The sequence below is a fragment of the Pseudomonas edaphica genome, assembly GCF_965277385.1.
GTDB lineage: Bacteria > Pseudomonadota > Gammaproteobacteria > Pseudomonadales > Pseudomonadaceae > Aquipseudomonas > Aquipseudomonas edaphica.
The window spans coordinates 1,204,809-1,230,677 of the sequence record NZ_OZ255725.1 but is presented as its reverse complement, the minus strand read 5'-3'; the positions used below and the strand labels follow the sequence as shown (position 1 = coordinate 1,230,677).

Here is a 25,869-nt window from a genome sequence, read left to right as displayed (position 1 = left end):
GGATATCACCTGTGAAATATGCAATCTGCGCCACCTTGCTGCTGTCACTGAGCGGCTGCCTGACCATGTCGGGTGAATACACCGTGACGGCTCAGGACGCCTCCGGCGCCCCGTTAACCAGGCTCGGCACCTTCACCGCCGAGGGCCATAACATTTACCCCATACGCAATGCGTTCTGCCTCAATGCGCCGGGGGCGACGGTCATCATTCGCGATGCCCGGACCGGCGAGGAACTGCGCAGCGAAAGCCCTTATCACTGCCGTTAAGCCTCAAAAAAAGGATTTCCATGAGAGCGTTTCTGATAGCAGGCCTGGCCGTGGCCGTGAGTGGCTGCGGCAATATTTCCAATATCCGTGCTTACAACACGGCCTATGTTGAACCCACATCCGGGGATACCGCACGTTTGCGTGTGATCACCAATGGCATGGCGCGCGGCGTGCCGGGCCGTGATTGCATCGACTGGCGTGTGTCTGGCGCCGGGGTGATGGCCGTGTCCGAATCCGGCTTTGCAGGTCAGAATAATGGCCGCAGCCTGGGCATGCCCGAGAGCGACCGCCGGGTGGAGGCGCAAGGCTCGGCGCGTAGCGAACTGAAGGTGCCGGCGAACAAGCCTTTTGCCATGAACTTCCAGAGTGAGGGCTATGTTTCTGGCGGCAATTCCTACAGCTGCAGGCAGAGCTTTCACTTCACCCCCAAGGCCGGGCAAGATTACGAACTGATCCTGCTGGACGGTGGCCAGTGCCTGATTGCATTGCAGCGCCTGAACCCGACGGGGAAACCGGAGAACGTGCCGGTAGAGAAGGCCAAGCTGTGCAATGCGATGGATATGTTTTAGGCCGCAAGCCAGACCTGTTTAACCACAACGCCGATCAATGTTGATCGGCGTTGTGGTTTTTATCTGCGCTTATCAGAGCTTCGGCAGTTGCCCCACACGGCCGATCATTTCCGTGACGATCTGCAGGTCCAACAGGAACTGCTCGACGGTCTTGAACTCACCGTCGGTGTGCCCGGTGTACTTCACGTCCGGCTTTGCCAGGCCGAATTGCACGCCATTGGGCAGCTCATGCACGGAGGTCGCGCCGGCTGAGGTGCCGAACTTGTGCTCCATGCCGAGGTTTTCGCTGGCCACGGCCAACAGCGCTTTGACCCACTCACCTTCAGGGTTGCGATACATCGGTTCTGCCACCGAGTAAGTGACGTCCATGGCCACTTTGGTGTGTTTGTCCCAGGCGCTGATTTTCTCTTCGATCTCGGCCTTGAGTTTTTCCGGCGACTTGCCCTTGGGAATGCGCAAGTTCACCGCCAGTTTGAAGGCTTTGGCGTCTTGGCCAACAAAGGTCAGCGAAGTGGTCAGCGGCCCCATGAACGCATCGGAGAAGCCCACGCCCAACTTGCCGCCCAGGTAATCCAGGCCCCAGTTGTCGGCGGCATATTTTGCGGCGTCGGTGATGTGGTTGTGCTTGAGGGCGATCTTGCCGTCCACGCTGTGGATCAGCTCCAGCATACGTGCGACCGGGTTCACGCCGGTTTCCGGCTCGGACGAGTGCGCGGACACACCAGTGACCGTCAGCTTGACCTCTTTGCCCACCACCTTGGCCGCCACGGTGAAGTCAGCGCCGTTATTTTTGGCGTATTCGTCGCCGGCTTTTTGCAGGTTGGCCGCCAGCTCCGCAGGCTTGTCGCTGAGCAGAGTGGCCACCGACACCGAAGGAATCTGATTGGTGGCCGCGCCGCCGGTCATGGCGATGATTTCTGCGCCTTTGCCGTCACCTTTGCGCACCGGGAAGCTTGCCATGACAGTGCCGTAGCCTTTTTCGGCAATCACCACCGGGTAGCCGCCATCCAGCGCCAGGTTGTATTGCGGCGTCGGGTTATGCTCGAAGTAGTAAGGAATGGCGTCTCCGGACGTTTCCTCGGTGGTGTCCACCAGCAGCTTGAAGTTGCGCGCCAGTGGCAGCTTTTCTTCCTTGATGACCTTCATCGCATACATCGTCACCACGATGCCGTTCTTGTCATCCTCGGTGCCACGGCCGTACATGCGGTCGCCGATCAGGGTGACTTTGAACGGGTCGAGCCTGGTGCCGTCCTTGAGCACCCAGTTTTCCGGGGTCACTGGCACCACGTCGGCGTGGGCGTGAATGCCGACCACTTCATCGCCGCTGCCTTCCAGGGAGATTTCATACACGCGGTTGTCGACGTTACGAAAGTTCAGGTTGAAGGCTTTGGCCAGGCCCTGGATCTTGTCGGCGATCTTGAGGAATTCCGGGTTCTTGTACTGCGGCAGGCCGTCGATGTTGAAGGTCGGGATCTCGACCAGCTCGCGCAGGGTTTCCAGGGCGGCCTTGCCGTACTTCACGCGCGTATAAATCCCCAGCAGGCGATTGATTTCGTTCTGCTGGTCGGCGCTCAGGGGGTTGTTGGCGAGGAAGGCTTCGATGGCCGGGCCGACGTCGTCGGTTTTTGCCAGGTCGCCCTTGGCCAGGGTGCCGAGGAAGCCACGGAAATCGGTGGTTGGGGTTTCACCAAAGTGCTTGATGATGGCTGTGCTTTGTTCGACGCTGATATTGGCGGACGCAGGCGTGGCGACGGCCGCAAAGCTGGCGGCGAACAGGGTGGCAGCCACCAGTTTCTTGAGTGGAAAGTGCATGGTTAGAGGCATTCCTTTGCAGGCGGTGAGTAAGAGGTTTCTGATCGATCTGTCAGAAACATTTCCACACACTACCATCACCAAGGCCGGGATAGGGAGCCTTGGTGTAGGAAATGCCCTACTCGATTTTTAGAGTCACCCAGCAACCAAATGTGGGAGCTGGCTTGCCTGCGATAGCGGTGGATCAGCAATGAAGTTGTCGACTGACAGTCCGCCATCGCAGGCAAGCCAGCTCCCACAGGGGGTTACAGTGAAGTTTGAAATGGGTGCTCAAGGCTTACCCGGATGCGGCTCCGGATACGGTGCCGTCACGTCCAATGCCTTGGCATACGGGCCATCCCACAACTGCTCGTGCAACTGCCCGATGCGCTTGGCCATCGCCGCGTCGTGCATCACCACTTCCAGGTTGCGCGAGTTATCCAGATACCCGCCCAACCAATTGCTGGTGCCTACCCAGGCCACTTGCCCGTCGATCTCCATGGTCTTGCTGTGGATCACCCGCGCATACGGAATAAACCCTTGTTTGGCTTCGGGCAGGGTGACGATCTTGACCTCGACGTTGGGCAGCACGGCCAGGCTTTTGAGGTAGGGCAGTTCCAGCTTGTCGGTGTTCCAGTTGGACACCATCAGCTTGACCGACACCCCACGTGCAGCGGCGGCGCGCACGGCGTTGTCGATCACTGCGTAGTAGGGGCGGGTTCTATCCGGCCCGTAGGACAGCGGTGCGTAGTCGAGCAATTGCACGCGCACTTCTTTCTTGGCCTCGCTTAGCAGGCGCGGCAGTTCCAGTTGTGAGTCGCCCACGCCGGGCGGGTTGTAGCGTTGCGGGCTGGCCACCAGGTAGTTGCCGGTGCGCGCAGGCTCCGGGCTTGCGGCAGGCAGCGGCACAGCTTGTTTGTCTGCGAGGGCGGCCTGGGCCTGCCAGTCCTGGTTGAAGATCGCCTGCACCTGGCTGACTACGCTGGCATCGCTGATGCGCAGCCCGGTTTCATGGATATGCTCCAGCGAGCGCCAATCGAAATTCTGGCTGCCGACAAACGCCTGCTTGCCGTCCACCACCATGTATTTGGCGTGGATGATCCCGCCGCTCAACTGCCCATAGGCCAGCACGCGAAAGGTCAGGTTAGGAATTGCGCGCAGGCGTTCCAGCGTAGACGCCTCCGACAGCCGAATACCTTTTTCCTCCAGCAGAAAGCGAATCTTCACACCCCGTTTGCCGGCAGCTTCCAGATGCTCGATCACCTTGTCCATCACCGAACCGGGATGGTCGGCCGCGTAGAACTGGCCGATATCAATGCTGCTTTTTGCGCCGTCAAACAGCTCGATCCACACCGGCCCTGGCTGGCGCAAGTCGGCAGTCCCCAGCGCAGTGTCCACCGGCACGGTGTGTACCAGTTCAAACCCTGGAATTGAAAAGTCCGCCTGGGCAAGCGGACTCAACAGAAGGCCGGTCAGGCCTGCGATACGCAACTTTATCGAGAGGGACATAGGCGTCTCATCGGGGCAAAAAGAAAGGCGGGCGCATCATGCGCCCGCCCTGAAGGTCATGCAGTGCGGGTGTGCAACGGCGTTGGCACCAGATGCGGTACTTCACCCTGTACACGGGCGCCGGTGGCCGCACGGATCAGCAGGATTTTCAGCTGGTCGTTGATGCGCTCCAGGCTGTCCTGGAAGAAGTTGTGGAACACCACGCAGAACAGCGCGATGGCGATACCCAGGCCGGTGGCGAACAAGGCCGTGCCGATGCCACCGGAGATCTGGCCCGGGTCGGACACGCCGGCGCTGGCCAGCGCCTTGAAGGTGTCGATGATGCCGAGGATGGTGCCCAGCAGGCCCAGCAATGGCGCGGCGGTGGTGATGGTCTCGATGATCCACAGGCTACGCGACAGCGGTGCGCGGGTCTTGAGGTACTGGGTTTCGATTTCATCGTCCAGGTCTTTGCGCGAGCCGTTGGAGGCCTTTTGCGCGAGGATCGGCAGCACCATGTTCAGGGGCAGGCTGTCGCGGCGGGTGAGGCTTTCTGGCAAGTCGCGCTCGCTGTGCACGTTGGCGCCCAGCACGTCGGTCAGGGCGCGGGCCTGGCGGCGCACGTAAGCGAAGTAGATGCCCCGTTCGATGGTGATGAAGATCGCAATCGCCATCGCGGCGTACATCACATAGAAGGTGATTTGGTGCAGCAGGTCCATGTCCATGAGTGTGTTCCTCTCAGGTGATTAATCAGAAATTCGCTTCCAGGGAAACCGTGACGGTACGGTCCAGGCCGACGATGTAAGCCGGGTCGCCATCGCGGAAACCGCTGTAGCTCGCCGCGTTGGTCTTGGTGGTGTACACGCCGTCCAGGTACTTCTTGTCAAACAGGTTGTCGACGTTCAGGCGCAGGGTGGCGTCCTTGACCACTTTCTTGTCCACGGGCAGGTAGATACCGGCGCCGAGGTTGAAAACGGTGCGCGCCGAAATGGCTTCGTCGTTGGTCAGGTCACCGTAGAGCTTGCTGGTGAATTTGCCGCCGAAGGTGCCGTAGAAGCGCCCGTCGTCATAGCCGATGTTGGCCGCCAGCATGTTGGCCGGCACGTTGGCGAACTGCTTGCCGCTGGTGGGCAGTACGATCGGTTTGCCGGCGCTGAAGACGGTCAGGTCGTCCTGCTGCTTGGAGCTGGTGTAGGTGTAGGAGGTGTAGTAATTGAAGTTGTGCGGCAGCTTGCCGCTCCACTCCAGTTCCAGGCCTTTGTTGATCACGGTGCCGGCGTTGATGTCGGCCGAATCGCCGTTGCTGTCCAGGGACGTGAGCTGGCGGTTCTTGAACTGCATGTAGAACAGGGTGGCGGCGAGGGTCATGTCTTCGCCGGTGTAGCGCCAGCCCAGTTCCTGGTTCCAGCTCAGTTCCGGCTTGGAGTCCAGGGAACCCACGCCTTTGTCGTACAGCACGTAGTTCTGCGGGATACGCATGTTGCGCGAGAGGCTGTAGAACAACTGGTCACGTTCGTCGAGCTGGTATTTCAGACCGGCGTTGGGCAGCAGCTTGTTGTAGGTCTGGTTGGCCTTGCCCGGTTGCTCGGTGAGGCTGCCGTGGTTGGTGCCCTCACGCTCGACATTCATGTAGGCAAGGCCCGCGATCAGGGTCCAGTCCGAGTTGATGTACCAGGTGTCCTGAGCCCAGACTTTTTGCGCTGGCGTTACGGTGTAGCGGTCGCGGCCTTGTACGGTGTTGCCATTGGCGTCGACCACGGAGCTGGCGTCCGGCCAAGTGTCGCTGGGCTTGCCGCTGTTCTTGAGGGCAATGAACGGCTGGGTCTGGCTTTGGCGGGCGCGCTCGTACCAGTAGCCGAATTGCAGGCTGTGGTCGCCCAGGTCCCAGTTCAGCTTGGTGGTGATGCCCGGGCGCCAGGTCTGGGTGCGCGAAGGGCGGTAGTAGACGCCCGTCGTCGCGGAGCCGTCGGCGTTGTATTGGGCCTGCGTCGGCAGGTTGCCGAGGTCGAATACGCCGCCTTTGTTGGAACCGCTGTTGAGCGCATAGGCGGAGGAGCCCACGCCGCTGCCGTTGCCGTAGTAGTAATACGGGATCACCGAGAGCGACAGGTTGTCGCTCAGCTTGTACTGGGTGTTGAGCACGGCGGTGAAGGTCTGGAACGGGTTCTGTGCCAGGTCGTAATAGCTGCTGATCTTGCCGTTGGAGCCCAGCGCCGGCTTGGCCGGGTACGGGTCATACTGGCGGCCGAACTGCTGGAACTGCGCCTTGGTCAATTGGCTGTAACTGTTGTTGTCCTGCTCGTGGTACTTGAGGATCAGGTTGGCGGTGTTGCCGTTGCCGGCGTCGAAAAAGCTGTTCCACTCCACCTTGTCCGCACGCACCGCGCCCGAGCCGCGCCACATCTGGCCTTCGGTGTGGGACGCCGACAGCCAGTTGGAGAGGCCGTTGACTTCGCCGGTGTTCAGGCGCGCGAAGGTCTTGCGGGTGGCGTTGCTGCCCACCACTTGTTTAACGAACGCACCGGTTTCCTTGGTCGGGCGAATCGTCACGATACCGATGTTGCCGCCACTGGAACCGATGTGCGGGCCGTCGGCTTCCGACGAGCCCTGGGTGACGAAGATCTGGTCGATGTTTTCCGGATCGCCGAGCAGGTTGGAGTACAGCGCGTAGTTGCCGGAGTCGTTGATCGGCATGCCATCCACCGACATACCGACCTGGTCGGAGTTCATGCCGCGCATGGTGAAGCGAAAGCCCGACAGACCGGTGTTGTCCTCACTGGAGATGTTCAGGCCCGGCGTGTATTTGAGCTTGTCGATGGCGTTGCCGGTGGCGGTTTGTTTGTCCAACGCTTCCTTGGTGATGGTCGAGCGGCCCTTGGCGCTCTCTTCCTGGACCATGTAACCGCCCCCCGCGGTTGCCTTGCCTCCCTGAACTCCGATCGTGCCGACGTCACTGTCACTGGTATCAGCCATGACCACTCCATGGGTCATGCTCGTCGCGGCAACAAGTGCCAGATGAATACGTGTGAACCTCATCACTGTCGTCCTGGTGTCGGTGCTTATTGCACGCTGTAGTTGAAGGTGGCGGTGAAGCGTTGCTCGTTACGTCCACCGAAGGCTTGTTCGGGGAACGGCTTGACCTGCTTGATGCGGCGCAGGCTATTGGTAGCGGCCCGATTGAGCAGCATGCTCGGCGCCGGGGTCTGGATCCCGGCATCAAGGACGCGGCCTTGTCGATCCACCATCAACCACACCACCACCTCGCCACTGGGGCGCTCGAGGGACGCCTGGCGCCCGGTGGGGTATTGCTTGTACGTGTCCAGCTCGTTGCGCAGCCCCTTGAGGTAACCGCCTTCCAGGGCCTGGCCATCCACTTTGGGCGGTGCCGGTGGCGCGGGCGGCGCAGGTGTCGGCGCAACGGCGGCCTGTACCGGCTTGGCCGCGACGGGTGCGACTGGCGCTGGCGTGGGAGTCGGTTTGGCAGCCACCACGGGCTTGGGTTTGGGCACCGGCTTGGGCTTGGGTTCAGGTTTTGGCAAGGGTTTGGGCGGTGGTGGCGGCGGGGCCGGTTCGGCTTCTTCGTCCTCGATCACCGGCGGTGGCGGCTCTTGCTCGACCACAGGCTCGGGAACCACTTCGGGCTCGGGTTCGACCAGGGCCAGCTCGACCGCCGACTCGTCGTACTGCGGCTGGATTTTCAACGGTTGGGACTGGATACCCAGTGCAATCAGCACCAGGGCGATCAGGGCCGGGACACTGCCCAGCAGCTGACGCGCACGAAACAGTACATACATGATCAAGACTTACGCGTGGCAATGGACACGGAGGTAAAGCCACCCAGGCGCAGGGTGTCCATGACTTCCACCAGGCGCGAAACCTCTACGCCTTTGTCGCTGTTGACGATGATGGTCGACTTGGTATCAGGCTTTTCTGCAGCCTTCAGTGCCGGCACCAACGCATCGACCGTGAGGGCCTTGCCGTCGAGTTGCAACTGGCCTTCCAGGCCCAGGGTCAGGATGAATTTATTCTGCGGCTTGAGTTGCTGCGAGCTGCTGGCGCTGGGCAGTTGGGTCTTCATGCCGAGTGCGGGGATCACGTTCAAACTCACCAGTACGAAAAACACCAGGAGGAACATCATCACGTCGATCATGGGGATCAACTCGATATGTGCCTTGCGTTTCTTGGGTTCATCCCAGGTTCTCATTCTGTTACCCCGTCGTTGAATTAGGGGCGACACGCTAACAACCAAAAATGACCGAATGGTTAACTTTAATTGACGTTTTGACGGCTCTAGGACGTGTCTTTCAGAGTTTTTACCTTAGGGTTTGTGACGTAATGCAATTGACACGAAGGCAGTACATTCTGGGAAAATTTACTTGAAGAGCTGCCGCGTATGACCACTGCACTGCCTCAATTGTCGACCCCGCGACTACTATTGCGGGCGCTGGAAATGGACCAGGCCGAGGTGCTCTTCATGCTCGCCAACGGGCCGAAAATCGCTGACAACACGGCCAACATTCCGTCGCCCTATACCTTGGAAACTGCACAGAGTTTTATTGCCGGGGCCGCAGACAAATATCGGTCGGGCGAGTTGTTGAACCTGGGCATGCATGTGCGTGAAACCGGTGAGTTGGTTGGCATGGTCAGCCTGCGCCTTAACGCTCGTCATCACGCAGGGCATTTGGGCGGCTGGGTCGCGGCGCATGCGCGTAACCTGGGGTATGCCGCTGAGGCGGCGAGCGCGATGATGGGTTTTGGCTTCACCGAGCTTGGGCTGCAGCGTGTCGGCAGCCAATGCTTTGGCCGCAACAAGGAATCGGCGCGAGTGATGCAGAAAATCGGCCTGCGCTACGAGGGTTGCCTGCGTCAGGCGTTTCTCAAAAATGGCGTGTACGAAGACCTGCTGGGCTTTGCCACCGTGCGTGAGGACTGGGAGCGCGCGTTGTGAATGACGCAGTGGACCACGGCAGGCGGCGAGTCCTTACCGGGCTGGCGGTCGCTACCGCGTTTTCAATCCTCAGCCCGTTTGCGCGCAGTGCCGGGGTGGATTACCCGTTCACCCTTGGCGTGGCTTCGGGCGACCCGCTGCCGGATGGTTTCGTGATATGGACGCGCCTGGCGCCGTTGTTCAACGCAGCGGATGGGCAGGGCGGCTTGAGCCGCGCGGTGCCAGTGCGATGGTGGGTGGCCAGTGATGCGGCGATGACGCGTATCGTGAAGCAGGGTGAGGTCTTGGCGACTGAGCGGTTCGCCCATTCGGTGCATGTTGAAGTGGCCGGGCTTGCGGCGGGCCGGCCGTATTGGTACCAGTTTGAAGGCCTCGGCGCGCAGAGCCCGGTGGGCCAGGCACGTACCACGCCACCTTTGCAGGCGATGGCCTCGGCTCGGCTGGGGTTTGTTTCCTGCTCGCATTGGGAGCGCGGTTACTTCAGCGCCTATCGCCATTTAGCCGCAGAGCAACCTGACCTGGTGTTTTTTCTCGGGGACTACATTTACGACAGCTCTTACGCCGCCGACTCGGGGAAAGTCTTTCGGGCCCACGGCAGCGGCAACGCGGTGAGCTTGAGCGACTACCGCAACCGCTACGCGCTGTACAAAACCGATCCGGACCTGCAAGCCCTGCACGCGGCCGCCCCCAGCGTGGCGACCTGGGATGACCACGAAGTGCAGAATGACTACGCCAACCGCTGGTCCCAGGACCCGAAGATTCCCGTGGCGCAATTTCTTCAGCAGCGGGCGGCGGCGTACCAGGCGTTTTACGAGCACATGCCGCTGCGCGCCAGCAGTGTGCCGAAGGGGCCGGACATGCGCATTTACCGGCGCCTGGATTACGGTCGGCTGGCGCGTTTTCATGTGTTGGATGGGCGCCAGTATCGCTCCGAGCAACCCTGCATCCAGGCCAACGGCAGCCATCAGGGGCATATCGCCGCCAACACTTGCAGCGACCTGCGTGATCTCGGCCGCACCATGCTGGGTTGGCAACAGGAAGCCTGGCTGGACCAGGGCTTTGCCCAGTCGCAGGCACAGTGGAATGTGATCGCTCAGGACTTGCTGGTGGCACCCTTGCTCCAGCGCGACCTGAGCAACCACAAGGTGGGCCATTGGACCGATGGTTGGGACGGCTACGTGGCCAATCGTTCACGCATGCTGGCGTCCATCGGGCGTCACAAGGTCAGCAACCCGGTGTTCTGGGGCGGTGATATCCATTCGTTCTGGACCACTGACCTGCACGCCGACGCCAACAACCCGGACTCGCCAGTGATCGCCACTGAGTTTGTCGGCAGCTCGGTGACCTCCGATGGCCCGCCCTTTGAAGCGTTCAGCAAAATCCTGCCGCTTAACCCGCATGTGAAGTTTTTCGACAGCCGCCAGCGTGGGTATGTGTCGGTGGAGCTTGCGGAGCAGAAGATGCTGACGAACTTTCGGGTGATAACTGACCCCCGCGACCCCAACGCCGCGGTGTCGACCCTCAAGTCGTTTGTGGTGGAGCCGGGGCGGGCGGGCGCGATTGCGGTTTAGCGCACTTGTAGGGTGTAAATACTCAACGTGGCGAGCGCGGGGGGGATTTGTGGCGAGCAGGCTGTTGTGGCGAGCGGGCTTGCCCCGCGTTGGGCTGCGAAGCGGCCCCAAAACCAGGCGCTTATGTTTGCCTGAAAAAACGCGGTGACTGTATTAGGGCCGCTTCGCGCCCCAACGCGGGGCAAGCCCGCTCGCCACAACAGCCTGCTCATCACAACAGCCCGGTGACCACAAAAGCCGCGTGGTCTGTCAGTTGATTTCGTAACGCACCGACAGCGCGCCTTTTTTCTCCGACAGGGCCAGGATGGTCACCTGGCCCAGCTCACTCAACGCTTGCACATGGGTGCCGCCGCAGGCGTAGGCGGGCAGTTCGCCGAAACCCACTTCGCGGGCGCCGTCTTCCAGGGTCATATGGCGCGGGTAGTCGGCGGCGATCCATTGGTTGACCTGTTGCTGGATCGCCTCGGCGTCGATGGCCTGGGCCATTTCGCCACGGATAAAGGTGATTTTGCACTCGCCCGGCCAATGGTGGGCTTTGATCGGCATCCAACCGAAGCTTTCTCCCGCATTGCCGATCAGGTGCCCGGCCGAATGCAGGCGCGTGTACAGGGCACGGCGTTGTTCGTCGACCCGTGCGCTGATCGGGCCGGGCTGCACAGGCTGGTCCACGTAATGCACCACGCGGTCAGCCTCTTGAGTCACGCGCAGCACCTGGCTGTCGCCCAGCCAACCGGTATCAAAGGGTTGCCCGCCGCCTTGGGGATGAAAAATCGTCGACTGCAGGGTGACCGCGAACAGGCCTTCGTGGGGTGTACAGCTCAGCACTTCAAGCTCGGCGGTCAGGTGGTCGTGGGTGAAAAACAGGCGCTCGGTCATCATTTACATCCGCATCAGGGTTCTACGGGCAGTATAAATAGTGCATGGATGGGTGATAATCCGTTCAATTATCAATGGACCTGTGCGTCATGAGCATCAATCTTCCTTTGCCACTGCTGGGTGAAATGGCGATTTTCGTCAAAGTCGTGGAGACCGGCAGTTTCTCCGAAGCGGCGCGACAACTGAGCGTTTCGCCCTCGGCCGTGAGCCGCAGTATCTCGCGTCTCGAACAGGCGCTGGCGACACGCTTGCTGCAACGCACCACGCGTAAATTGCGCTTGAGCGAAGGCGGCGAAGAGGTGTTCAAGCGTTGCCAGGAGATGGTCAACGCGGCGCGCTCGGTGATGGAGATCAGTGGCCAGTTCACCCATGAAGCCGAAGGCCTGGTGCGGGTCAGCGTGCCCAAGGCGGTGGGCCGGTTTGTGGTGCACCCGCATATGCCGGAGTTCTTGCGGCGCTATCCCAAGGTGGATGTGCAATTGATCCTGGAAGACCGGCATGTGGACCTGATCGACGACAATGTGGACCTCAGCATCCGCATCACCGACAGCCCGCCGCCGGGCTTGGTCGGCCGCCAACTGTTACCCATCGAGCACCTGTTGTGTGCCACGCCGCAGTACCTGGCCGAGCAGGGTACGCCTGAACATCCCCATGATTTGCTGGAACACAGCTGCATTTACCTGGGCGAAACGCCGGGGGATTCACGCTGGAAGTTTCGTCAGGGTGCCAAGGCGGTGACCGTGGGCGTGCGCGGGCGCTACGCCGCGAACCACACCGGCGTGCGCCTGGATGCGGTGTTGCAGCATGTGGGGATTGGCAGCTTGCCGTACTTCACGGCGCGGCATGCCTTGGCGGCGGGGAGCCTGGTGCAGGTATTGCCCGAGTGGGATTTTATTGCGTCCTACCATGGTGAGGCGTGGTTGCTGCATTCGCCCACGCGGTATCTGCCACCGAAGTTGCGGGTGTTTATTGATTATCTGGTGGAGTGCATGGCGAAGGAGCCGACACTGCGCCGAAGGTAGGAGTGCGGTCCAACTGTGGGAGCTGGCTTGTGTGGGAGCTGGCTTGCCTGCGATTGTATCGCCTCGGTTTAACTGATAGACCGAGTCGCCTGCATCGCAGGCAAGCCAGCTCCCACACAAGCCAGCCCACACATTTAGATCTCGGCGTTCTGAAAAAATCAGTGCTTACTCTGATCCTGCGGCATGGCCAGCAGCTGTTTTTCTTGGTTCCAGTCGAACGGTTCATCGTTCTGTTCGGCTTCAAAACGACGTTCTTCCAGGGCCTGGTACAGGTCCAGTTCTTCATCGGGCATGAAGTGCAGGCAATCACCGCCGAAGAACCACAGCAGGTCGCGTGGCACCAAGTGGGCGATTTGCGGGTAGCGCAGAATGACCTGGCTCATCAGGTCCTGGCCCAGGTATTGGCTCTCGATCGGGTCGATCGGCAGCAGGGCGCGCAATTCGTCGAAGCGCTCCAGGAACAGGGTGTGGCTTTCCTCGGGCACCTGTTCGGCTTCGCCGACGGCAACCAGGATGCTGCGCAAGTGGTCGAGCAAGACGAGATGATCGGCAACGACGTTGGACACGAGATAAGTCCTCTAAAGCAAAAACGGGCGCGAGAGTATATGCCTCTCGCGCCCGTATTTATATGACCTTAGCTTTATAGGGTGTGAGCGGTCAGCGCACTTTACCCTCAGCCTGGGTCAGCTCTTCCTTGCTGAAATCATCCACATCGATCACCTTGCGGCGCGCGGCTTCGGCGTCGCGCAGGGTTTGCGCTTCGGCCGGTTGCAATACGCCCGCGTGCAGCGCCGCGTCGATGGCATGCTCGCCGGCGGCCGGTTTGACCTGGCCGCTTTTGAGCGCGGTGTGGAGTTTTTTCTGCAAGGGGTGGCTGGCACCCAGCAGGTCGTAGGCATGTTGCAGGGCACCCACCGGGTCTTCTGCCGATTGCGGGCGATAGCAACCCGCCAGCAACTCTTCCAGGGTCGGGTCGCCTTTGGCACGGCCAATCACCGCAGCCACTTCGGCGTCTAAAGCATCGGACGGCCCGGTGTGACGACGGCCGAACGGGAACACGATCACCCGCAGCAGGCAACCGAGGACCTTGTTCGGGAAGTTGCTCAGCAGCTCATCCAGGGCACGCTCCGACTCACCGAGGCTTTCTTCCATGGCCCAGGCAAACAGCGGCTCCAGGTGATCCGGCGAATCCAGGTCGTGATAACGCTTGAGCGCGGCCGAGGCCAGGTACATATGGCTCAGCACATCACCCAGGCGTGCCGACAGGCGTTCGCGGCGTTTCAGCTCGCCGCCGAGCAACATCATGCTCAAGTCGGCGAGCAGGGCGAATGCGGCGGCCTGACGGTTCAGTGCGCGGAAGTAGCCCTGGCTCAAGCGGTTACCCGGTGCCTTCTCGAAGTGGCCGATGCCGAGGTTCAGCACCAACGTGCTGGCGGCGTTACTCACGGCAAATCCGATATGTTGCATCAGCAGGCCGTCAAATTCCTTGAGCGCCTGGTCATGGTCTTCACGACCGGCCAGGGCCATTTCCTTAAGCACGAACGGGTGGCAGCGGATCGCGCCCTGGCCAAAGATCATCAGGTTGCGCGAGAGGATATTCGCGCCTTCCACTGTGATGAAGATCGGCGCGCCTTGCCAGTTGCGGCCCAGGTAGTTGTTGGGGCCCATGATGATGCCCTTGCCGCCGTGCACATCCATGGCGTGGCTGATGCACTCGCGACCGCGCTCGGTGAGGTGGTACTTGAGAATCGCCGACAACACCGAAGGCTTTTCGCCCAGGTCGACCGCGTTGGCGGTGAGCATGCGCGCGCTGTCCATCAGCCAGGCGTTGCCGCCAATGCGCGCCAGGGCTTCCTGGATACCTTCAAAGGCCGACAGCGGCACGTTGAATTGCTCGCGCACTTGAGCGTATTGGCCGGTCACCAAACTGGTGAACTTGGCCGCGCCGGTACCGACCGCAGGCAGGGAGATCGAACGGCCGACCGACAGGCAGTTCATCAGCATCATCCAGCCCTTGCCGAGCATTTCCTGGCCACCGATAAGGAATTCCAGGGGGATGAACACGTCCTTGCCGGAGTTGGGGCCGTTCATAAAGGCGGCGCCCAACGGCAGGTGGCGACGGCCGATTTCCACGCCGGGCGTGTCGGTGGGGATCAGCGCCAGGCTGATGCCCAGGTCTTCTTCCTCACCCAACAAGTGGTCCGGGTCATGGGCCTTGAAGGCCAGGCCGAGGAGGGTCGCGACCGGGCCGAGGGTGATATAGCGCTTTTCCCAGTTCAGGCGCAGGCCGAGGGTTTCCTTGCCTTCCCATTCACCTTTGCAGATCACGCCGGTGTCGGGCATGGCGCCGGCGTCGGAGCCGGCCAGTGGGCCGGTGAGGGCGAAGCAGGGGATATCGTCGCCACGAGCCAGACGTGGCAGGTAGTGGTTGCGTTGTTCGTCGGTGCCGTAATGCAGCAGCAGCTCGGCCGGGCCGAGGGAGTTGGGGACCATCACGGTGGAGGCGAGGTCGCCGCTGCGGGTGGCGAGTTTCATCGCGACCTGGGAGTGGGCATAGGCGGAGAAACCCTTGCCGCCATATTCCTTGGGAATGATCAGGGCGAAGAAACCGTGGGTTTTGATGTGCTCCCAGGCGGCGGGCGGCAGGTCCATGGCCTGGCCGATTTCCCAGTCGCTGACCATCGCGCAGAGCTCTTCGGTAGGGCCGTCGATAAACGCTTGTTCTTCTTCAGTCAGTTGCGCCTTGGGGTAGGCCAGCAATTTATCCCAATCGGGGCGACCGCTGAACAGTTCGCCGTCCCACCACACGGTGCCGGCGTCGATGGCGTCGCGCTCGGTCTCGGACATCGGCGGCAGGACTTTCTGGAACCAGCTGAACAGCGGCTTGGTGAAGTATTGGCGGCGCAGGTCGGGCCGCAACAGGGGCACGGCCACGGCGGCGATCAGTACCCAGAGGATGACCAGCAGCCAACCCGGTGCATGGCTCCAGGCGCCCATCGCCAGCAGGTAGACGGCAACCACGCCCAGCGCGGGCAGGGGCGCGGTGCGGCGGTGTGCCAGGTAGGCAATGCCGACCACCAGAACCAGTATCCACAACAACAGCATATTCAATCCTCCGTGAAACCAAGGGCGAAACCACCATGGAGCTTAGTCGGCATCCGAAAAAGCGCGGTGGCGAGGGTGTAACGAGTTGTGCTGGCGCACGCCGACATTTGGCCGAATCGTCGTTATCTCCACGGCAGGCCTGTCGTTAGACTCAAGGCTTCCCTTGGAGATAAAGCTCATGGATACGTACTTGAATCCCAGCCGCTTCATCGATAGTGACCACCCTGCGGTGGTGGAGTTCGCCGAAAAACATCGCGGAACCCGCCCGGATTTAAGTGACCAGGCGGTCAGTCTCTACTACGCCGTGCGTGAGGCGATTCGCTACAACCCGTACACCTTCAGCCGTGATCCAAATACCCTCAGTGCCAGCTTTGCCCTGGCCACCGGCGAGAGCTACTGTGTACCCAAGGCCACCTTGTTGGCCGCCTGTGCCCGTCATTGCGGGATCCCGGCGCGCATTGGCCTGGCGGATGTGCGCAATCATTTATCGACACCACGCCTGCTCGCGCTGCTTAAAAGTGATGTGTTCGCCATGCACGGCTATACCGAGTTGTACCTGCACGGTCGTTGGGTCAAGGCCACGCCGGCGTTCAACAGTCAACTGTGCGAGTTGTTCGACGTGCCACCGCTGGCGTTCGATGGCGTCAACGACAGCGTGTTCCACGCCTTCAACCGCCAGGGCCGGCGCTCGATGGAATATGTGCTGGACCACGGCCAGTTCAGCGACGTGCCCGAAGCGTTTTTTTTCGCGCATATTCAGCAGTGTTACCCGCACCTGTTTGCCGACGACACGCCGATCTCGCTGAAGGACATGCACAGCGATATGCACAGCGATTTAAGCCGCAGGTGAACCGGCGTATGCTGCTGCGTTCATCAAGCCATGTTCATCAACGATAAGGCGCGGTCATGCTGAAAATCTGGGGTCGTAAAAATTCATCAAACGTCAGGAAGGCACTGTGGTGCGCCGAGGAACTCGGCCTGGACTATGAGGCAATTGATGCGGGCGGAGCTTTTGGTGTGGTCGACACGCCGCAATACCGGGCCTTGAACCCCAATGGCCGGGTGCCGATGATCGAAGACGGCGACTTTGTGTTGTGGGAATCCAACACCATCGTGCGTTATCTGTGCGCCAAGAGCGCGTCGGATTTTTACCCGAGCGACCTGCAAGCCCGGGCCAGCGCCGAGAAGTGGATGGACTGGACCACGTCCACGCTCGCCGATCCGTTCAAGGCGGTGTTCTGGGGCATCCTGCGTACCCCGGCGGAAAAACAGAACTGGGACAGCATCAATGCCGGGCGCCAAGCCTGTATCGATGCGCTTAACACCGTTGACCAGGCCCTCGCCGAGCAACCCTACCTCAGCGGCCAGCATTTCGGCATGGGCGATATCCCCTTGGGCTGCTTTGCCTACGCCTGGTTCGAGATGCCCATCGAGCGCCCGGCAATGCCCCATCTAGAGGCCTGGTACCAGCGCCTCAAAGATCGCCCGGCCTACCGCAAGGCCGTGATGACCGCGTTGACTTAATACTGACTATTAATACAGGTGACTGTACTTGTGCGGCGCGGGCAAGCACCATGCTTGTCATGCGCCGCCGTTGAACTACATGCGCTGCGCGCTCATCTACTCTTTCTATTCCCTTCTCTGGTGCGTAATCCGATATGAGTTCCGCTCTGTCCATCCGGCAGCTAACCAAAACCTACGGCAACGGTTTCCAGGCCCTGAGTGGTATCGATCTGGACGTTGCCGAAGGTGACTTCTTCGCCTTGCTCGGCCCCAACGGTGCCGGCAAATCCACCACCATCGGCATCCTCTCGACCCTGGTCAACAAAACCAGTGGCTCGGTGAATATCTTTGGCCATGACCTGGACAAATCCCCGGCGGCGCTCAAGCGCTCCATCGGCGTGGTGCCCCAGGAATTCAACTTCAACCAGTTTGAAAAGACCTTCGACATCGTCGTGACCCAGGCCGGCTATTACGGCATCCCGGCGAAAATCGCCAAGGAACGCGCCGAGCAGTACCTGACTCAGTTGGGCCTGTGGGACAAGCGCGACGTGCCGTCGCGTTCGCTGTCCGGCGGTATGAAGCGCCGCCTGATGATCGCTCGCGCGTTGGTGCATGAACCGCGCCTGTTGATCCTCGATGAGCCGACCGCCGGTGTGGATATCGAGCTGCGCCGTTCGATGTGGACCTTCCTCACCGAGCTGAACGAGAAGGGCATCACCATCATCCTCACCACCCATTACCTGGAAGAGGCTGAGCAGCTGTGCCGCAACATCGGCATCATCGACCACGGCACCATTGTCGAGAACACCAGCATGCGCAACCTGCTGGGCCAGTTGCATGTGGAAACCTTCCTGCTGGACCTGAAAAACAACCTGTCGGTGGCGCCGCAACTGCTCGGCTACCCAAGCCGCCTGGTCGATGACCACACCCTGGAAGTGCAGGTGGACAAGGCCATGGGCATCACCGCGTTGTTCACCCAGTTGGCGGCCCAGAGCATCGAAGTGCTGAGCCTGCGTAACAAAACCAATCGCCTTGAGGAGTTGTTCGTGTCCCTGGTGGAGAAAAATCTGGCGAAGGTGGCGGTATGAGTTCCGAACTGCAACCCAACCTCGTCGCACTGCAGACCATCGTTTACCGCGAAGTGAAGCGCTTTACCCGGATCTGGCCGCAGACCCTGCTGCCGCCGGCGATCACCATGGTCTTGTACTTCGTGATCTTCGGTAACCTCATCGGCCGCCAGATCGGCGACATGGGTGGCTTCACCTACATGGAGTACATCGTGCCGGGCCTGATCATGATGTCGGTGATCACCAACTCCTACGGCAACGTGGTGTCGAGCTTTTTCGGCAGCAAGTTCCAGCGCTCCATCGAAGAACTGATGGTCTCGCCGGTGTCGCCGCACACCATCCTGATCGGCTACACCCTGGGTGGCGTGCTGCGCGGCTTGATGGTGGGTGTGATCGTGACCTTGCTGTCGCTGTTCTTCACCCACCTGCAGGTGCATCACCTGGGGGTCACCCTGCTGGTGGTGGTACTGACGGCAACGATCTTTTCGCTGCTGGGGTTCATCAACGCCGTGTTTGCCCGCAACTTCGATGATATTTCGATCATCCCGACGTTCGTGCTGACCCCGCTGACCTACCTGGGCGGGGTGTTCTACTCCATTACCTTGCTGCCGCCGTTCTGGCAGACCGTGTCGCTGGCCAACCCGGTGTTGCATATGGTCAACGCCTTCCGCTACGGCATCCTGGGCGTGTCGGATATCAAGATCAGCGTGGCGATCACCTTTATGCTGGTGGCGACCGTGGTGCTGTATGTCGGCTGTGCGCGGTTGCTGGTGAGTGGGCGCGGGATGCGTACCTAAGCCGTTAGCTGCAATAAAAAACGGCCTCCAAGTGAGGCCGTTTTTTATTGACTGCAGGCAGGGTCAATGTGGGAGCTGGCTTGCCTGCGATAGCGATGGGTCAGGCAGCCATTGTTTAACTGACAGACCGCCATCGCAGGCAAGCCAGCTCCCACCTTTGGTTTTGTGCAGAGCTTTAACCTTTAAGTGCCAGCTCGATCAGTCCGTGCAGCTCTTGCACCGTCAGCGGTTCGGTCGAGAACAAAATGCGAAACACCGTCGGCGCCGCCAGCAGGTTGATCAAATGGTCCACGCTCGGCGGCGTACTCTGTGGGTAGCGATCGATAATCGTCTGAAGCTGCCCACTCAGAATGCTCACGCAATAACCCGGTGTGATCATGCTCTGCAGGTCACGCATCATGTTGCGCCCTGGCTCGGAGCTCATTTCATCCAGGTATTGCTCGGCCCAGGCCCGCAGATCACCGCGCAGGCTGCCGGTATTCGCCGGCTCACAGTCGGGGCGCATGCGGGCCAGGGCCACATCGGCCAACAGCACGGATAAGTCGCCCCAGCGCCGGTAAATGGTCGAGGGCGTGACGCCTGCGCGCGTCGCAATCATCGGTACGGTAACGCTGGAGCGCTCATGGGCTTCCAACAGCTCACGCACTGCTGAATGCACCGATTCTTGGACCCGGGCACTGCGGCCTCCCGGGCGAAGGCCTTCTTTTATCGCCATGCGTAAAACCTTAACACAAAGAATTTGCTTTAAGCGCGCGCCGGTAGCACACTGCGCAAAAGCAAAGTATTAGCTTTAGTGGAGTGTGCCCATGTCTCGCGTTATTTCCCAGCGGTCCAGCCTGGCGTTCCTGGTCATCACGGTGTTGACCTTCCTCGCCGCGTCCAGCGCGCCGACGCCGTTGTATCAGGTGTATCAGGAAAACCTGCATTTCTCCGCGACAATGCTCACGGTGATTTTCGGCGTATACGCCGTCAGCCTGTTGGCAGCGTTGCTGACCGTGGGTTCACTGTCGGATCACCTGGGGCGCAAGCCGGTGATTTTCGTCGCATTGCTGCTCAATATTGCGGCGATGCTGCTGTTTATCAACGCCGACAGCACCGCGCACCTGATTGCCGCCCGCGCGCTGCAAGGTTTCGCCACCGGCATGGCCACGGCGGTGCTGAGTGCGACCTTGCTCGACACCGACCGCCATCGCGGCCCGATGCTCAATAGCCTGGCGCCGCTGTTGGGCATGGCCAGCGGCGGGCTGGGCAGTGGCCTACTGGTGGAGTTCGCGCCGCGTCCGACCCAATTGATTTACTTCACGCTGTTGGGGTTGATGGTGTTGCAGGCTGTGTATGTGTGGCGCCTGGCGGAAACCGTCAGCCGTATTCCGGGGGCCTTGAAGTCGCTGGCGCCGACCCTGCATGTGCCGCAGCAAGCGCGCCGGGCTTTATGGCTGGTGATGCCGCTGAATGTGGCGGTGTGGGCGCTGGGCGGGTTCTTCTCATCCCTGGCGCCGTCGCTGATCAAGGCTGCCACCGGTTCCACTTCGCACCTGATCGGTGGCGGCCTGGTGGCGGTCGTGACCTTGAGTGGCGCGGTGATGATCTACAGCGTGCGCGAGCGCCCGGCCGATAAAATCATGCGGCTGTCGGCAGGGCTGCTGGCCGTGGGCGTCGCGTTGCTGCTGGTGGCCGTCCATATGGGTATTTTGTGGCTGTTCTTTGTCGCCAGTGTGATTGCAGGTTTTGGTTTTGGCGGCGGCTTCATGGGCAGTGTGCGCAGCATTGTCGGACTGGCGTTGCCCCATGAGCGGGCCGGTTTGATGTCGGCGTTCTATGTCTTGAGCTACTTGGCGTTTTGCCTGCCAGCGCTGTTGGCGGGTTACTTGTGTCAGGTTTACGGCCTTATCGTCACGACTGAAGGTTATGGTGCGGCGCTGATACTGCTGGCCCTGAGTGCCTTGGTCGGCTTGGTCCTGCAGGGCTCGGTGCGGGCCAAAGCGGCGATACAGTGACTGCCGTATATCTGTAAAGTAGATAACTTATAGAGATATTACCCGTTATATAGATATTCGTTCAGGTTCTATGATGGCTTCAACCTCATACGAGGAAGAGGATTGCCATCATGACCTGCACGACGACTCCCAGTTGCACGCCCCCAGGCTGCAAAACCCCCAGCTACAAGCCCTTGAGCCACCTGACCCGCCCACGGGAAGTGATTCGCCAGTTCACCCCCAACTGGTTCGCCGCGACCATGGGCACTGGCGTGCTGGCCCTGGCCTTGGCTCAACTGCCGTTCAACCTGCCAGGTTTGCACGCTATTGCCGAAGGGCTGTGGCTGTTCACCATCGGCCTGTTTGTGCTGTTCAGCCTGTTGTACGCGGCACGTTGGGTGATGTTCTTCCACGAAGCGCGACGCATCTTCGGGCACTCCACGGTGTCGATGTTCTTCGGCACCATTCCCATGGGCCTGGCCACCATTCTCAACGGCTTGTTGCTGTTTGGTCTGCCGCGCTGGGGCAGTGAGGTGATCCCGCTGGCAGAAGCCTTATGGTGGCTGGACGTGGCGATGGCCCTGGCTTGCGGTGTGTTGATCCCGTTCATGATGTTCACCCGCCAGGAACACAGTATCGACCAGATGACCGCCGTCTGGCTGTTGCCGGTGGTTGCCGCCGAAGTCGCTGCCGCCAGCGGTGGCTTGCTGGCGCCGCACTTGGCCGACGCCCATGCGCAACTGGTGATGCTGGTGACCAGCTACGTGCTGTGGGCGTTTTCCCTGCCGGTGGCGTTCAGCATCCTGACCATCCTGATGTTGCGCATGGCCCTGCATAAACTGCCGCCTGCCAATATGGCCGCATCGAGCTGGTTGGCCCTTGGCCCCATCGGCACCGGTGCGCTGGGCATGTTGCTGTTGGGCGGTGACGCCCCGGCGATTTTCGCCGCCAATGGCTTGCCGGGTGTGGGCGAAATGGCCAATGGCCTGGGCTTGGTAGCCGGCATCACGCTGTGGGGCTTCGGTTTGTGGTGGATGTTGATCGCGGTGCTGATCACCCTGCGTTACCTGCGCGCCGGCATTCCGTTCAACCTCGGCTGGTGGGGGTTTACCTTCCCGCTGGGGGTTTACGCGTTAGCCACGCTGAAGCTGGCGAGTCTGCTGCACCTGAGCTTTTTCAGCATCTTTGGCAGCGTGCTGGTGCTGGCACTGGCGCTGATGTGGCTGATCGTGGCCAAGCGCACCGTGCAGGGCGCCTATAAAGGTGAGCTTTTTGTTTCGCCATGCATTGCAGGACTAGCGAATAAGTAAGCGCGATTAGGTAAAGTCGTGGCCTGAGAAACTACACGCCTTCAGGCCACGCAGGAACACGGACGATGAGCCACCCCTCACAATTCACCTTGCTGCGCACACGGCGCTTTCTGCCGTTTTTCATCACCCAGTTACTGGGCGCATTCAACGACAACATCTTCAAGCAATCGCTGATCCTGGCGATTCTCTACAAGCTCACCATCGAGGGCGACCGCTCCATCTGGGTCAACCTGTGCGCCTTGTTGTTTATCCTGCCGTTCTTCCTGTTCTCGGCGCTGGCCGGGCAGTTTGGCGAGAAATTCAACAAGGACGCGCTGATCCGCGCGATCAAGATCGGCGAGATTGTGATCATGGCCGTGGGCGCCACGGGCTTTCTGTTCAACCACCTGGAACTGATGCTGCTGGCGCTGTTTGCCATGGGTACGCATTCGGCGTTGTTCGGCCCGGTGAAGTACTCGATCATGCCCCAGGCGTTGCACGACGATGAGCTGGTGGGCGGCAACGGACTGGTGGAAATGGGCACGTTTCTGGCCATTCTGGCCGGCACCATTGGCGCCGGGATCATCATGTCGTCGAGCAATTACGCGCCACTGGTGGCGGTGGCGATTGTCGGTGTGGCGGTGCTCGGCTACCTGGCCAGCCGCAGCATTCCGCGGGCGGCGGCGTCTACGCCCGAGCTGCGCCTGAACTGGAATATCTTCAGCGAATCCTGGGCCACCTTGCGCCTGGGCCTGGGGCAGACGCCGGCAGTGTCGCGCTCGATTGTCGGCAACTCGTGGTTCTGGTTTGTCGGTGCGATCTACCTCACGCAAATCCCGGCCTACGCCAAGGAATGGTTGTACGGCGACGAAACTGTGGTGACGCTGATCCTTACGGTGTTTTCGGTGGGCATCGCCGTCGGCTCGATGCTCTGCGAAAAGCTCTCCGGCCGTAAGGTCGAGATCGGCCTGGTGCCGTTTGGCTCGTTTGGCCTGACGGTCTTCGGCCTGCTGCTGTGGTGGCACTCGGGCGGCTTTCCGCAATCGGCCCAGGAACATAGCTGGCTGGCGGTACTCAGCTACGGTCAGGCGTGGTGGGTGTTGTTCGATATCCTTGGCCTGGGTGTGTTCGGTGGTTTCTATATCGTGCCGCTCTACGCGCTGATCCAGTCGCGCACGGCCGAGAACGAGCGCGCGCGGGTCATTGCGGCCAACAATATTCTCAATGCGTTGTTCATGGTGGTTTCGGCCATCGTTTCGATCCTGCTGCTGAGCGTGGCCAAGCTGTCGATCCCCGAGTTGTTTCTGGTGGTGTCGCTGCTCAACATTGCGGTCAACACTTACATCTTCAAAATCGTCCCCGAGTTCACCATGCGCTTCATGATCTGGCTGCTCAGCCATTCCATGTACCGCGTGGAGCATCGCAACCTTGAGCTGATTCCGGATGAAGGCGCGGCGCTGCTGGTGTGCAACCACGTGTCGTTTGTCGATGCACTGTTGATTGGCGGCGCGGTACGTCGGCCGATTCGCTTTGTGATGTACTACAAGATTTACCGTTTGCCGGTGCTGAACTTTATCTTCCGCACGGCCGGGGCGATTCCGATTGCCGGGCGCCATGAAGATATCCAGATCTACGAAAAGGCCTTCATGCGAATTGCCCAGTACCTGAAGGAAGGGGAGTTGGTGTGCATCTTCCCGGAAGGCAAGCTGACCGCCGATGGCGAGATCAATGAGTTCCGTAGCGGGTTGACGCGGATTCTGGAGCAGACCCCGGTGCCGGTGATTCCGATGGCGTTGCAGGGGTTGTGGGGGAGCTTTTTCAGTCGCGATCCGAACAAGGGCATCTTTCATCGGATCTGGTCGCGGGTGGTGTTGGTGGCGGGTGAGCCGGTTGCGGTGGAGGCCGCGACGCCTGAGCAGTTGCAGGCGCGGGTAGGGGTGTTGCGCGGGAGTGTCAGGTAGTTATTTGCTGGCTGTAAGGGCCTCATCGCAGGCAAGCCAGCTCCCACATTTGAACGCTGAACACCGTCCAATGTGGGAGTTGGCTTGCCTGCGATAGCGGTAGTGGCTCAGGCGCTGATCTTGAGCCCAACCAGCCCGCAAATAATCAACGCCACACTCGCCAACCTGAACAGCGCCATGGACTCCCCAAACAGGATAATCCCGGCGATCACCGTGCCTACCGCACCCACACCGGTCCAGATGGCATAGGCGGTGCCCAGCGGCAGCTCCTTCATGGCCAGGCCCAGCAGGCCGAGGCTGATGGCCATGGCGGCGATCGTCAGTGCTGTCGGCAGCGGCTTGCTGAAACCGTCGGTGTACTTCAGGCCGACCGCCCAGCCGACCTCAAACAGCCCGGCAAAAAACAGAATGATCCAGGACATGTTGATCTCCCCTCTATAGCTGGGGTCGTCCCCGGATTAAGCGCTTGAGAGCGTCGCGAGGTCGTCCCCGCGAAGCCCGGTAGCTTGCCGAAAATTGATCAGGTGATCAAGTTTACGGCGCGCTCTCCAGGGCGCGGCGGTCCTCTTTTTCGCTCATTCTGCGAAAGTAAGTCGACAACAATGCCCCGGAAATATTGTGCCACACGCTGAACAGCGCGCTCGGCACCGCCGCCAAGGGCGAAAAGTGCGCACTGGCCAGCGCGGCGCCCAGCCCGGAGTTCTGCATGCCCACTTCCAGCGCCAGGGATTTACGCTGCGCCAACGGCAGTTTGAACAGGCGGCCGGTGAAGTAACCGAGCAGATAACCGAAGCTGTTGTGCAGCATCACCACGGCCATGATCAACAGGCCGGACTCGGCGATCTTCGCCTGGCTCGCTGCAACGACTGCAGCGACGATGATTACGATGCTTACCACTGAGACCAGCGGCAATACCTCCACGGCATGGCGCACCCGGTCGCCCAATACGCGTTGCGCCACCACGCCAAGCACGATCGGCAGCAACACCACTTGCAGGATCGACCAGAACAGCTCCATGAACGACACCGGCAGCCAGGCCGAGGCCAGCAGCCAGATCAACGCGGGCGTCAGCAGCGGGGCGAGGAGGGTGGTGACGGCGGCGATGGCTACCGACAGCGCGAGGTCGCCCCGGGCCAGCCAGGTCATGACGTTGGATGAAGTGCCGCTTGGGCAGCACCCGACCAGTATCACGCCGACGGCGATTTCCGGCGGCAAGTGGAACGCCTGGCACAGCAGCCAGGCCACGCCCGGCATGATCACAAAATGCGCAACCACGCCGAGGGCCACGCGCCAGGGATGGCGGGCGACTTCGGCGAAGTCTTCCAGTTTCAAGGTCAGCCCCATGCCGAACATCACCAGGCCCAGCAGCGGCACGATGGCGCCTTTGAGGCCAATGAACCAGCCGGGCTCAAGGAAGGCGAGCACCGCGAAAATCAACACCCAGTAGGCGAAGGTATTGCCGACGAAGCGGCTCAAGGCGGCGAGTGCGCGCATGGGGAAGTCCTTGTTATTAGAGTTCGAGGGTGTAACTGCAATCAAATGTGGGGCTTGTGTGGGAGATGTTTGTGTGAGGACTGGCTTGTGTGGGAGCCGGGCTTGCCCGCGATGCAGGCACCTCGGTCTTCAGCTGGATCGAGTTG

Annotated in this window: 24 protein-coding genes; 12 read left to right on the top strand and 12 right to left on the bottom strand. The window is 60.7% G+C overall.

Annotation, left to right across the window (positions count from 1 at the left end; all coding sequences use genetic code 11):
- Nucleotides 1-11 precede the first annotated feature (11 nt).
- Together ACQY47_RS05305 and ACQY47_RS05300 are read left to right on the top strand one after the other, a co-directional pair.
- Entirely contained in the window at nucleotides 12-266 is a 255-nt protein-coding gene (locus tag ACQY47_RS05305) for a hypothetical protein (RefSeq protein WP_017136409.1), read from the top strand.
- Nucleotides 267-286: 20 nt separating this feature from the next.
- Nucleotides 287-835 (top strand): hypothetical protein, encoded by a 549-nt coding sequence (locus ACQY47_RS05300; RefSeq protein ID WP_428556320.1) that lies wholly within the window; start codon nucleotides 287-289, stop codon nucleotides 833-835.
- A gap of 72 nt (nucleotides 836-907) precedes the next feature.
- On the opposite strand, the gene ACQY47_RS05295 is transcribed toward ACQY47_RS05300, so the two are convergent.
- From ACQY47_RS05295 to ACQY47_RS05270, 6 genes are all read right to left on the bottom strand, one after another.
- Complete coding sequence (locus tag ACQY47_RS05295; RefSeq protein ID WP_428556317.1) at nucleotides 908-2,647, bottom strand: dipeptidase; 1,740 nt, start codon at nucleotides 2,645-2,647, stop codon at nucleotides 908-910.
- A 270-nt stretch (nucleotides 2,648-2,917) separates the two neighbouring features.
- Entirely contained in the window at nucleotides 2,918-4,135 is a 1,218-nt protein-coding gene (locus ACQY47_RS05290) for a phospholipase D-like domain-containing protein (protein ID WP_428556314.1), read from the bottom strand.
- Nucleotides 4,136-4,191: 56 nt separating this feature from the next.
- Nucleotides 4,192-4,839: a MotA/TolQ/ExbB proton channel family protein gene (locus tag ACQY47_RS05285; RefSeq protein WP_017136406.1), complete on the bottom strand. Its 648-nt coding sequence runs from the start codon at nucleotides 4,837-4,839 to the stop codon at nucleotides 4,192-4,194.
- A gap of 25 nt (nucleotides 4,840-4,864) precedes the next feature.
- Complete coding sequence (locus ACQY47_RS05280) at nucleotides 4,865-7,150, bottom strand: TonB-dependent receptor (protein WP_236447087.1); 2,286 nt, start codon at nucleotides 7,148-7,150, stop codon at nucleotides 4,865-4,867.
- 23 nt (nucleotides 7,151-7,173) lie between these two features.
- Nucleotides 7,174-7,908, bottom strand: a complete 735-nt coding sequence (locus ACQY47_RS05275; protein ID WP_069788770.1) for an energy transducer TonB family protein — start codon at nucleotides 7,906-7,908, stop codon at nucleotides 7,174-7,176.
- Nucleotides 7,909-7,910: 2 nt separating this feature from the next.
- Entirely contained in the window at nucleotides 7,911-8,318 is a 408-nt protein-coding gene (locus tag ACQY47_RS05270) for an ExbD/TolR family protein (protein ID WP_017136403.1), read from the bottom strand.
- A 189-nt stretch (nucleotides 8,319-8,507) separates the two neighbouring features.
- Here ACQY47_RS05270 and ACQY47_RS05265 point away from each other — a divergent pair, with 189 nt between their 5' ends.
- Both ACQY47_RS05265 and ACQY47_RS05260 read left to right on the top strand, forming a co-directional pair.
- Nucleotides 8,508-9,062 (top strand): GNAT family N-acetyltransferase, encoded by a 555-nt coding sequence (locus ACQY47_RS05265; RefSeq protein WP_428556307.1) that lies wholly within the window; start codon nucleotides 8,508-8,510, stop codon nucleotides 9,060-9,062.
- The gene (locus ACQY47_RS05260; protein ID WP_428556304.1) at nucleotides 9,059-10,633 is read left to right on the top strand and encodes an alkaline phosphatase D family protein; all 1,575 of its coding nucleotides are present in this window, start codon (nucleotides 9,059-9,061) and stop codon (nucleotides 10,631-10,633) included. Before ACQY47_RS05265 ends, ACQY47_RS05260 begins: the two co-directional genes overlap by 4 nt.
- 249 nt (nucleotides 10,634-10,882) lie before the next feature.
- On the opposite strand, the gene ACQY47_RS05255 is transcribed toward ACQY47_RS05260, so the two are convergent.
- Nucleotides 10,883-11,509 (bottom strand): hypothetical protein, encoded by a 627-nt coding sequence (locus ACQY47_RS05255; RefSeq protein ID WP_099485611.1) that lies wholly within the window; start codon nucleotides 11,507-11,509, stop codon nucleotides 10,883-10,885.
- A gap of 89 nt (nucleotides 11,510-11,598) precedes the next feature.
- Between ACQY47_RS05255 and ACQY47_RS05250 the strand changes: the two genes are divergently transcribed.
- Nucleotides 11,599-12,531, top strand: coding sequence for a LysR family transcriptional regulator (locus ACQY47_RS05250; RefSeq protein ID WP_017136399.1), 933 nt, complete (start codon nucleotides 11,599-11,601; stop codon nucleotides 12,529-12,531).
- A 158-nt stretch (nucleotides 12,532-12,689) separates the two neighbouring features.
- Here the strand turns inward: ACQY47_RS05250 and ACQY47_RS05245 are convergent, their stop codons facing one another.
- The gene (locus tag ACQY47_RS05245; RefSeq protein ID WP_010567536.1) at nucleotides 12,690-13,097 is read right to left on the bottom strand and encodes a PA2817 family protein; all 408 of its coding nucleotides are present in this window, start codon (nucleotides 13,095-13,097) and stop codon (nucleotides 12,690-12,692) included.
- A 91-nt stretch (nucleotides 13,098-13,188) separates the two neighbouring features.
- Nucleotides 13,189-15,636 (bottom strand): acyl-CoA dehydrogenase, encoded by a 2,448-nt coding sequence (locus ACQY47_RS05240; protein ID WP_428556299.1) that lies wholly within the window; start codon nucleotides 15,634-15,636, stop codon nucleotides 13,189-13,191.
- Between the two features lie 178 nt (nucleotides 15,637-15,814).
- Here ACQY47_RS05240 and ACQY47_RS05235 point away from each other — a divergent pair, with 178 nt between their 5' ends.
- From ACQY47_RS05235 to ACQY47_RS05220, 4 genes are all read left to right on the top strand, one after another.
- Nucleotides 15,815-16,486, top strand: a complete 672-nt coding sequence (locus tag ACQY47_RS05235; RefSeq protein ID WP_138453680.1) for a transglutaminase-like domain-containing protein — start codon at nucleotides 15,815-15,817, stop codon at nucleotides 16,484-16,486.
- A 56-nt stretch (nucleotides 16,487-16,542) separates the two neighbouring features.
- On the top strand, nucleotides 16,543-17,160 hold the full coding sequence (locus tag ACQY47_RS05230; protein ID WP_017136396.1) for a glutathione S-transferase family protein: 618 nt from the start codon (nucleotides 16,543-16,545) through the stop codon (nucleotides 17,158-17,160).
- A gap of 134 nt (nucleotides 17,161-17,294) precedes the next feature.
- On the top strand, nucleotides 17,295-18,227 hold the full coding sequence (locus tag ACQY47_RS05225; RefSeq protein WP_017136395.1) for an ABC transporter ATP-binding protein: 933 nt from the start codon (nucleotides 17,295-17,297) through the stop codon (nucleotides 18,225-18,227).
- Nucleotides 18,224-19,003, top strand: a complete 780-nt coding sequence (locus tag ACQY47_RS05220; protein WP_017136394.1) for an ABC transporter permease — start codon at nucleotides 18,224-18,226, stop codon at nucleotides 19,001-19,003. Before ACQY47_RS05225 ends, ACQY47_RS05220 begins: the two co-directional genes overlap by 4 nt.
- A 175-nt stretch (nucleotides 19,004-19,178) precedes the next feature.
- Here the strand turns inward: ACQY47_RS05220 and ACQY47_RS05215 are convergent, their stop codons facing one another.
- On the bottom strand, nucleotides 19,179-19,718 hold the full coding sequence (locus tag ACQY47_RS05215) for a TetR/AcrR family transcriptional regulator (protein WP_099547863.1): 540 nt from the start codon (nucleotides 19,716-19,718) through the stop codon (nucleotides 19,179-19,181).
- Between the two features lie 91 nt (nucleotides 19,719-19,809).
- On the opposite strand from ACQY47_RS05215, the gene ACQY47_RS05210 reads away from it, so the two are divergent.
- The 3 genes from ACQY47_RS05210 (at nucleotide 19,810) to ACQY47_RS05200 (ending at nucleotide 24,229) form a co-directional block, all read left to right on the top strand.
- Complete coding sequence (locus tag ACQY47_RS05210) at nucleotides 19,810-21,000, top strand: MFS transporter (protein ID WP_428556293.1); 1,191 nt, start codon at nucleotides 19,810-19,812, stop codon at nucleotides 20,998-21,000.
- 110 nt (nucleotides 21,001-21,110) lie between these two features.
- Nucleotides 21,111-22,289 carry a TDT family transporter gene (locus ACQY47_RS05205; RefSeq protein WP_099547864.1) on the top strand — a complete coding sequence of 393 codons (1,179 nt, stop codon included), beginning with the start codon at nucleotides 21,111-21,113 and terminating at the stop codon, nucleotides 22,287-22,289.
- Nucleotides 22,290-22,354: 65 nt separating this feature from the next.
- Entirely contained in the window at nucleotides 22,355-24,229 is a 1,875-nt protein-coding gene (locus ACQY47_RS05200) for an MFS transporter (protein WP_099547865.1), read from the top strand.
- 107 nt (nucleotides 24,230-24,336) lie between these two features.
- Here the strand turns inward: ACQY47_RS05200 and sugE are convergent, their stop codons facing one another.
- On the bottom strand, nucleotides 24,337-24,651 hold the full coding sequence (gene sugE, locus ACQY47_RS05195) for a quaternary ammonium compound efflux SMR transporter SugE (RefSeq protein ID WP_017136389.1): 315 nt from the start codon (nucleotides 24,649-24,651) through the stop codon (nucleotides 24,337-24,339).
- Between the two features lie 112 nt (nucleotides 24,652-24,763).
- Nucleotides 24,764-25,723 carry a bile acid:sodium symporter family protein gene (locus ACQY47_RS05190; RefSeq protein WP_099547867.1) on the bottom strand — a complete coding sequence of 320 codons (960 nt, stop codon included), beginning with the start codon at nucleotides 25,721-25,723 and terminating at the stop codon, nucleotides 24,764-24,766.
- Nucleotides 25,724-25,869 lie beyond the last annotated feature (146 nt).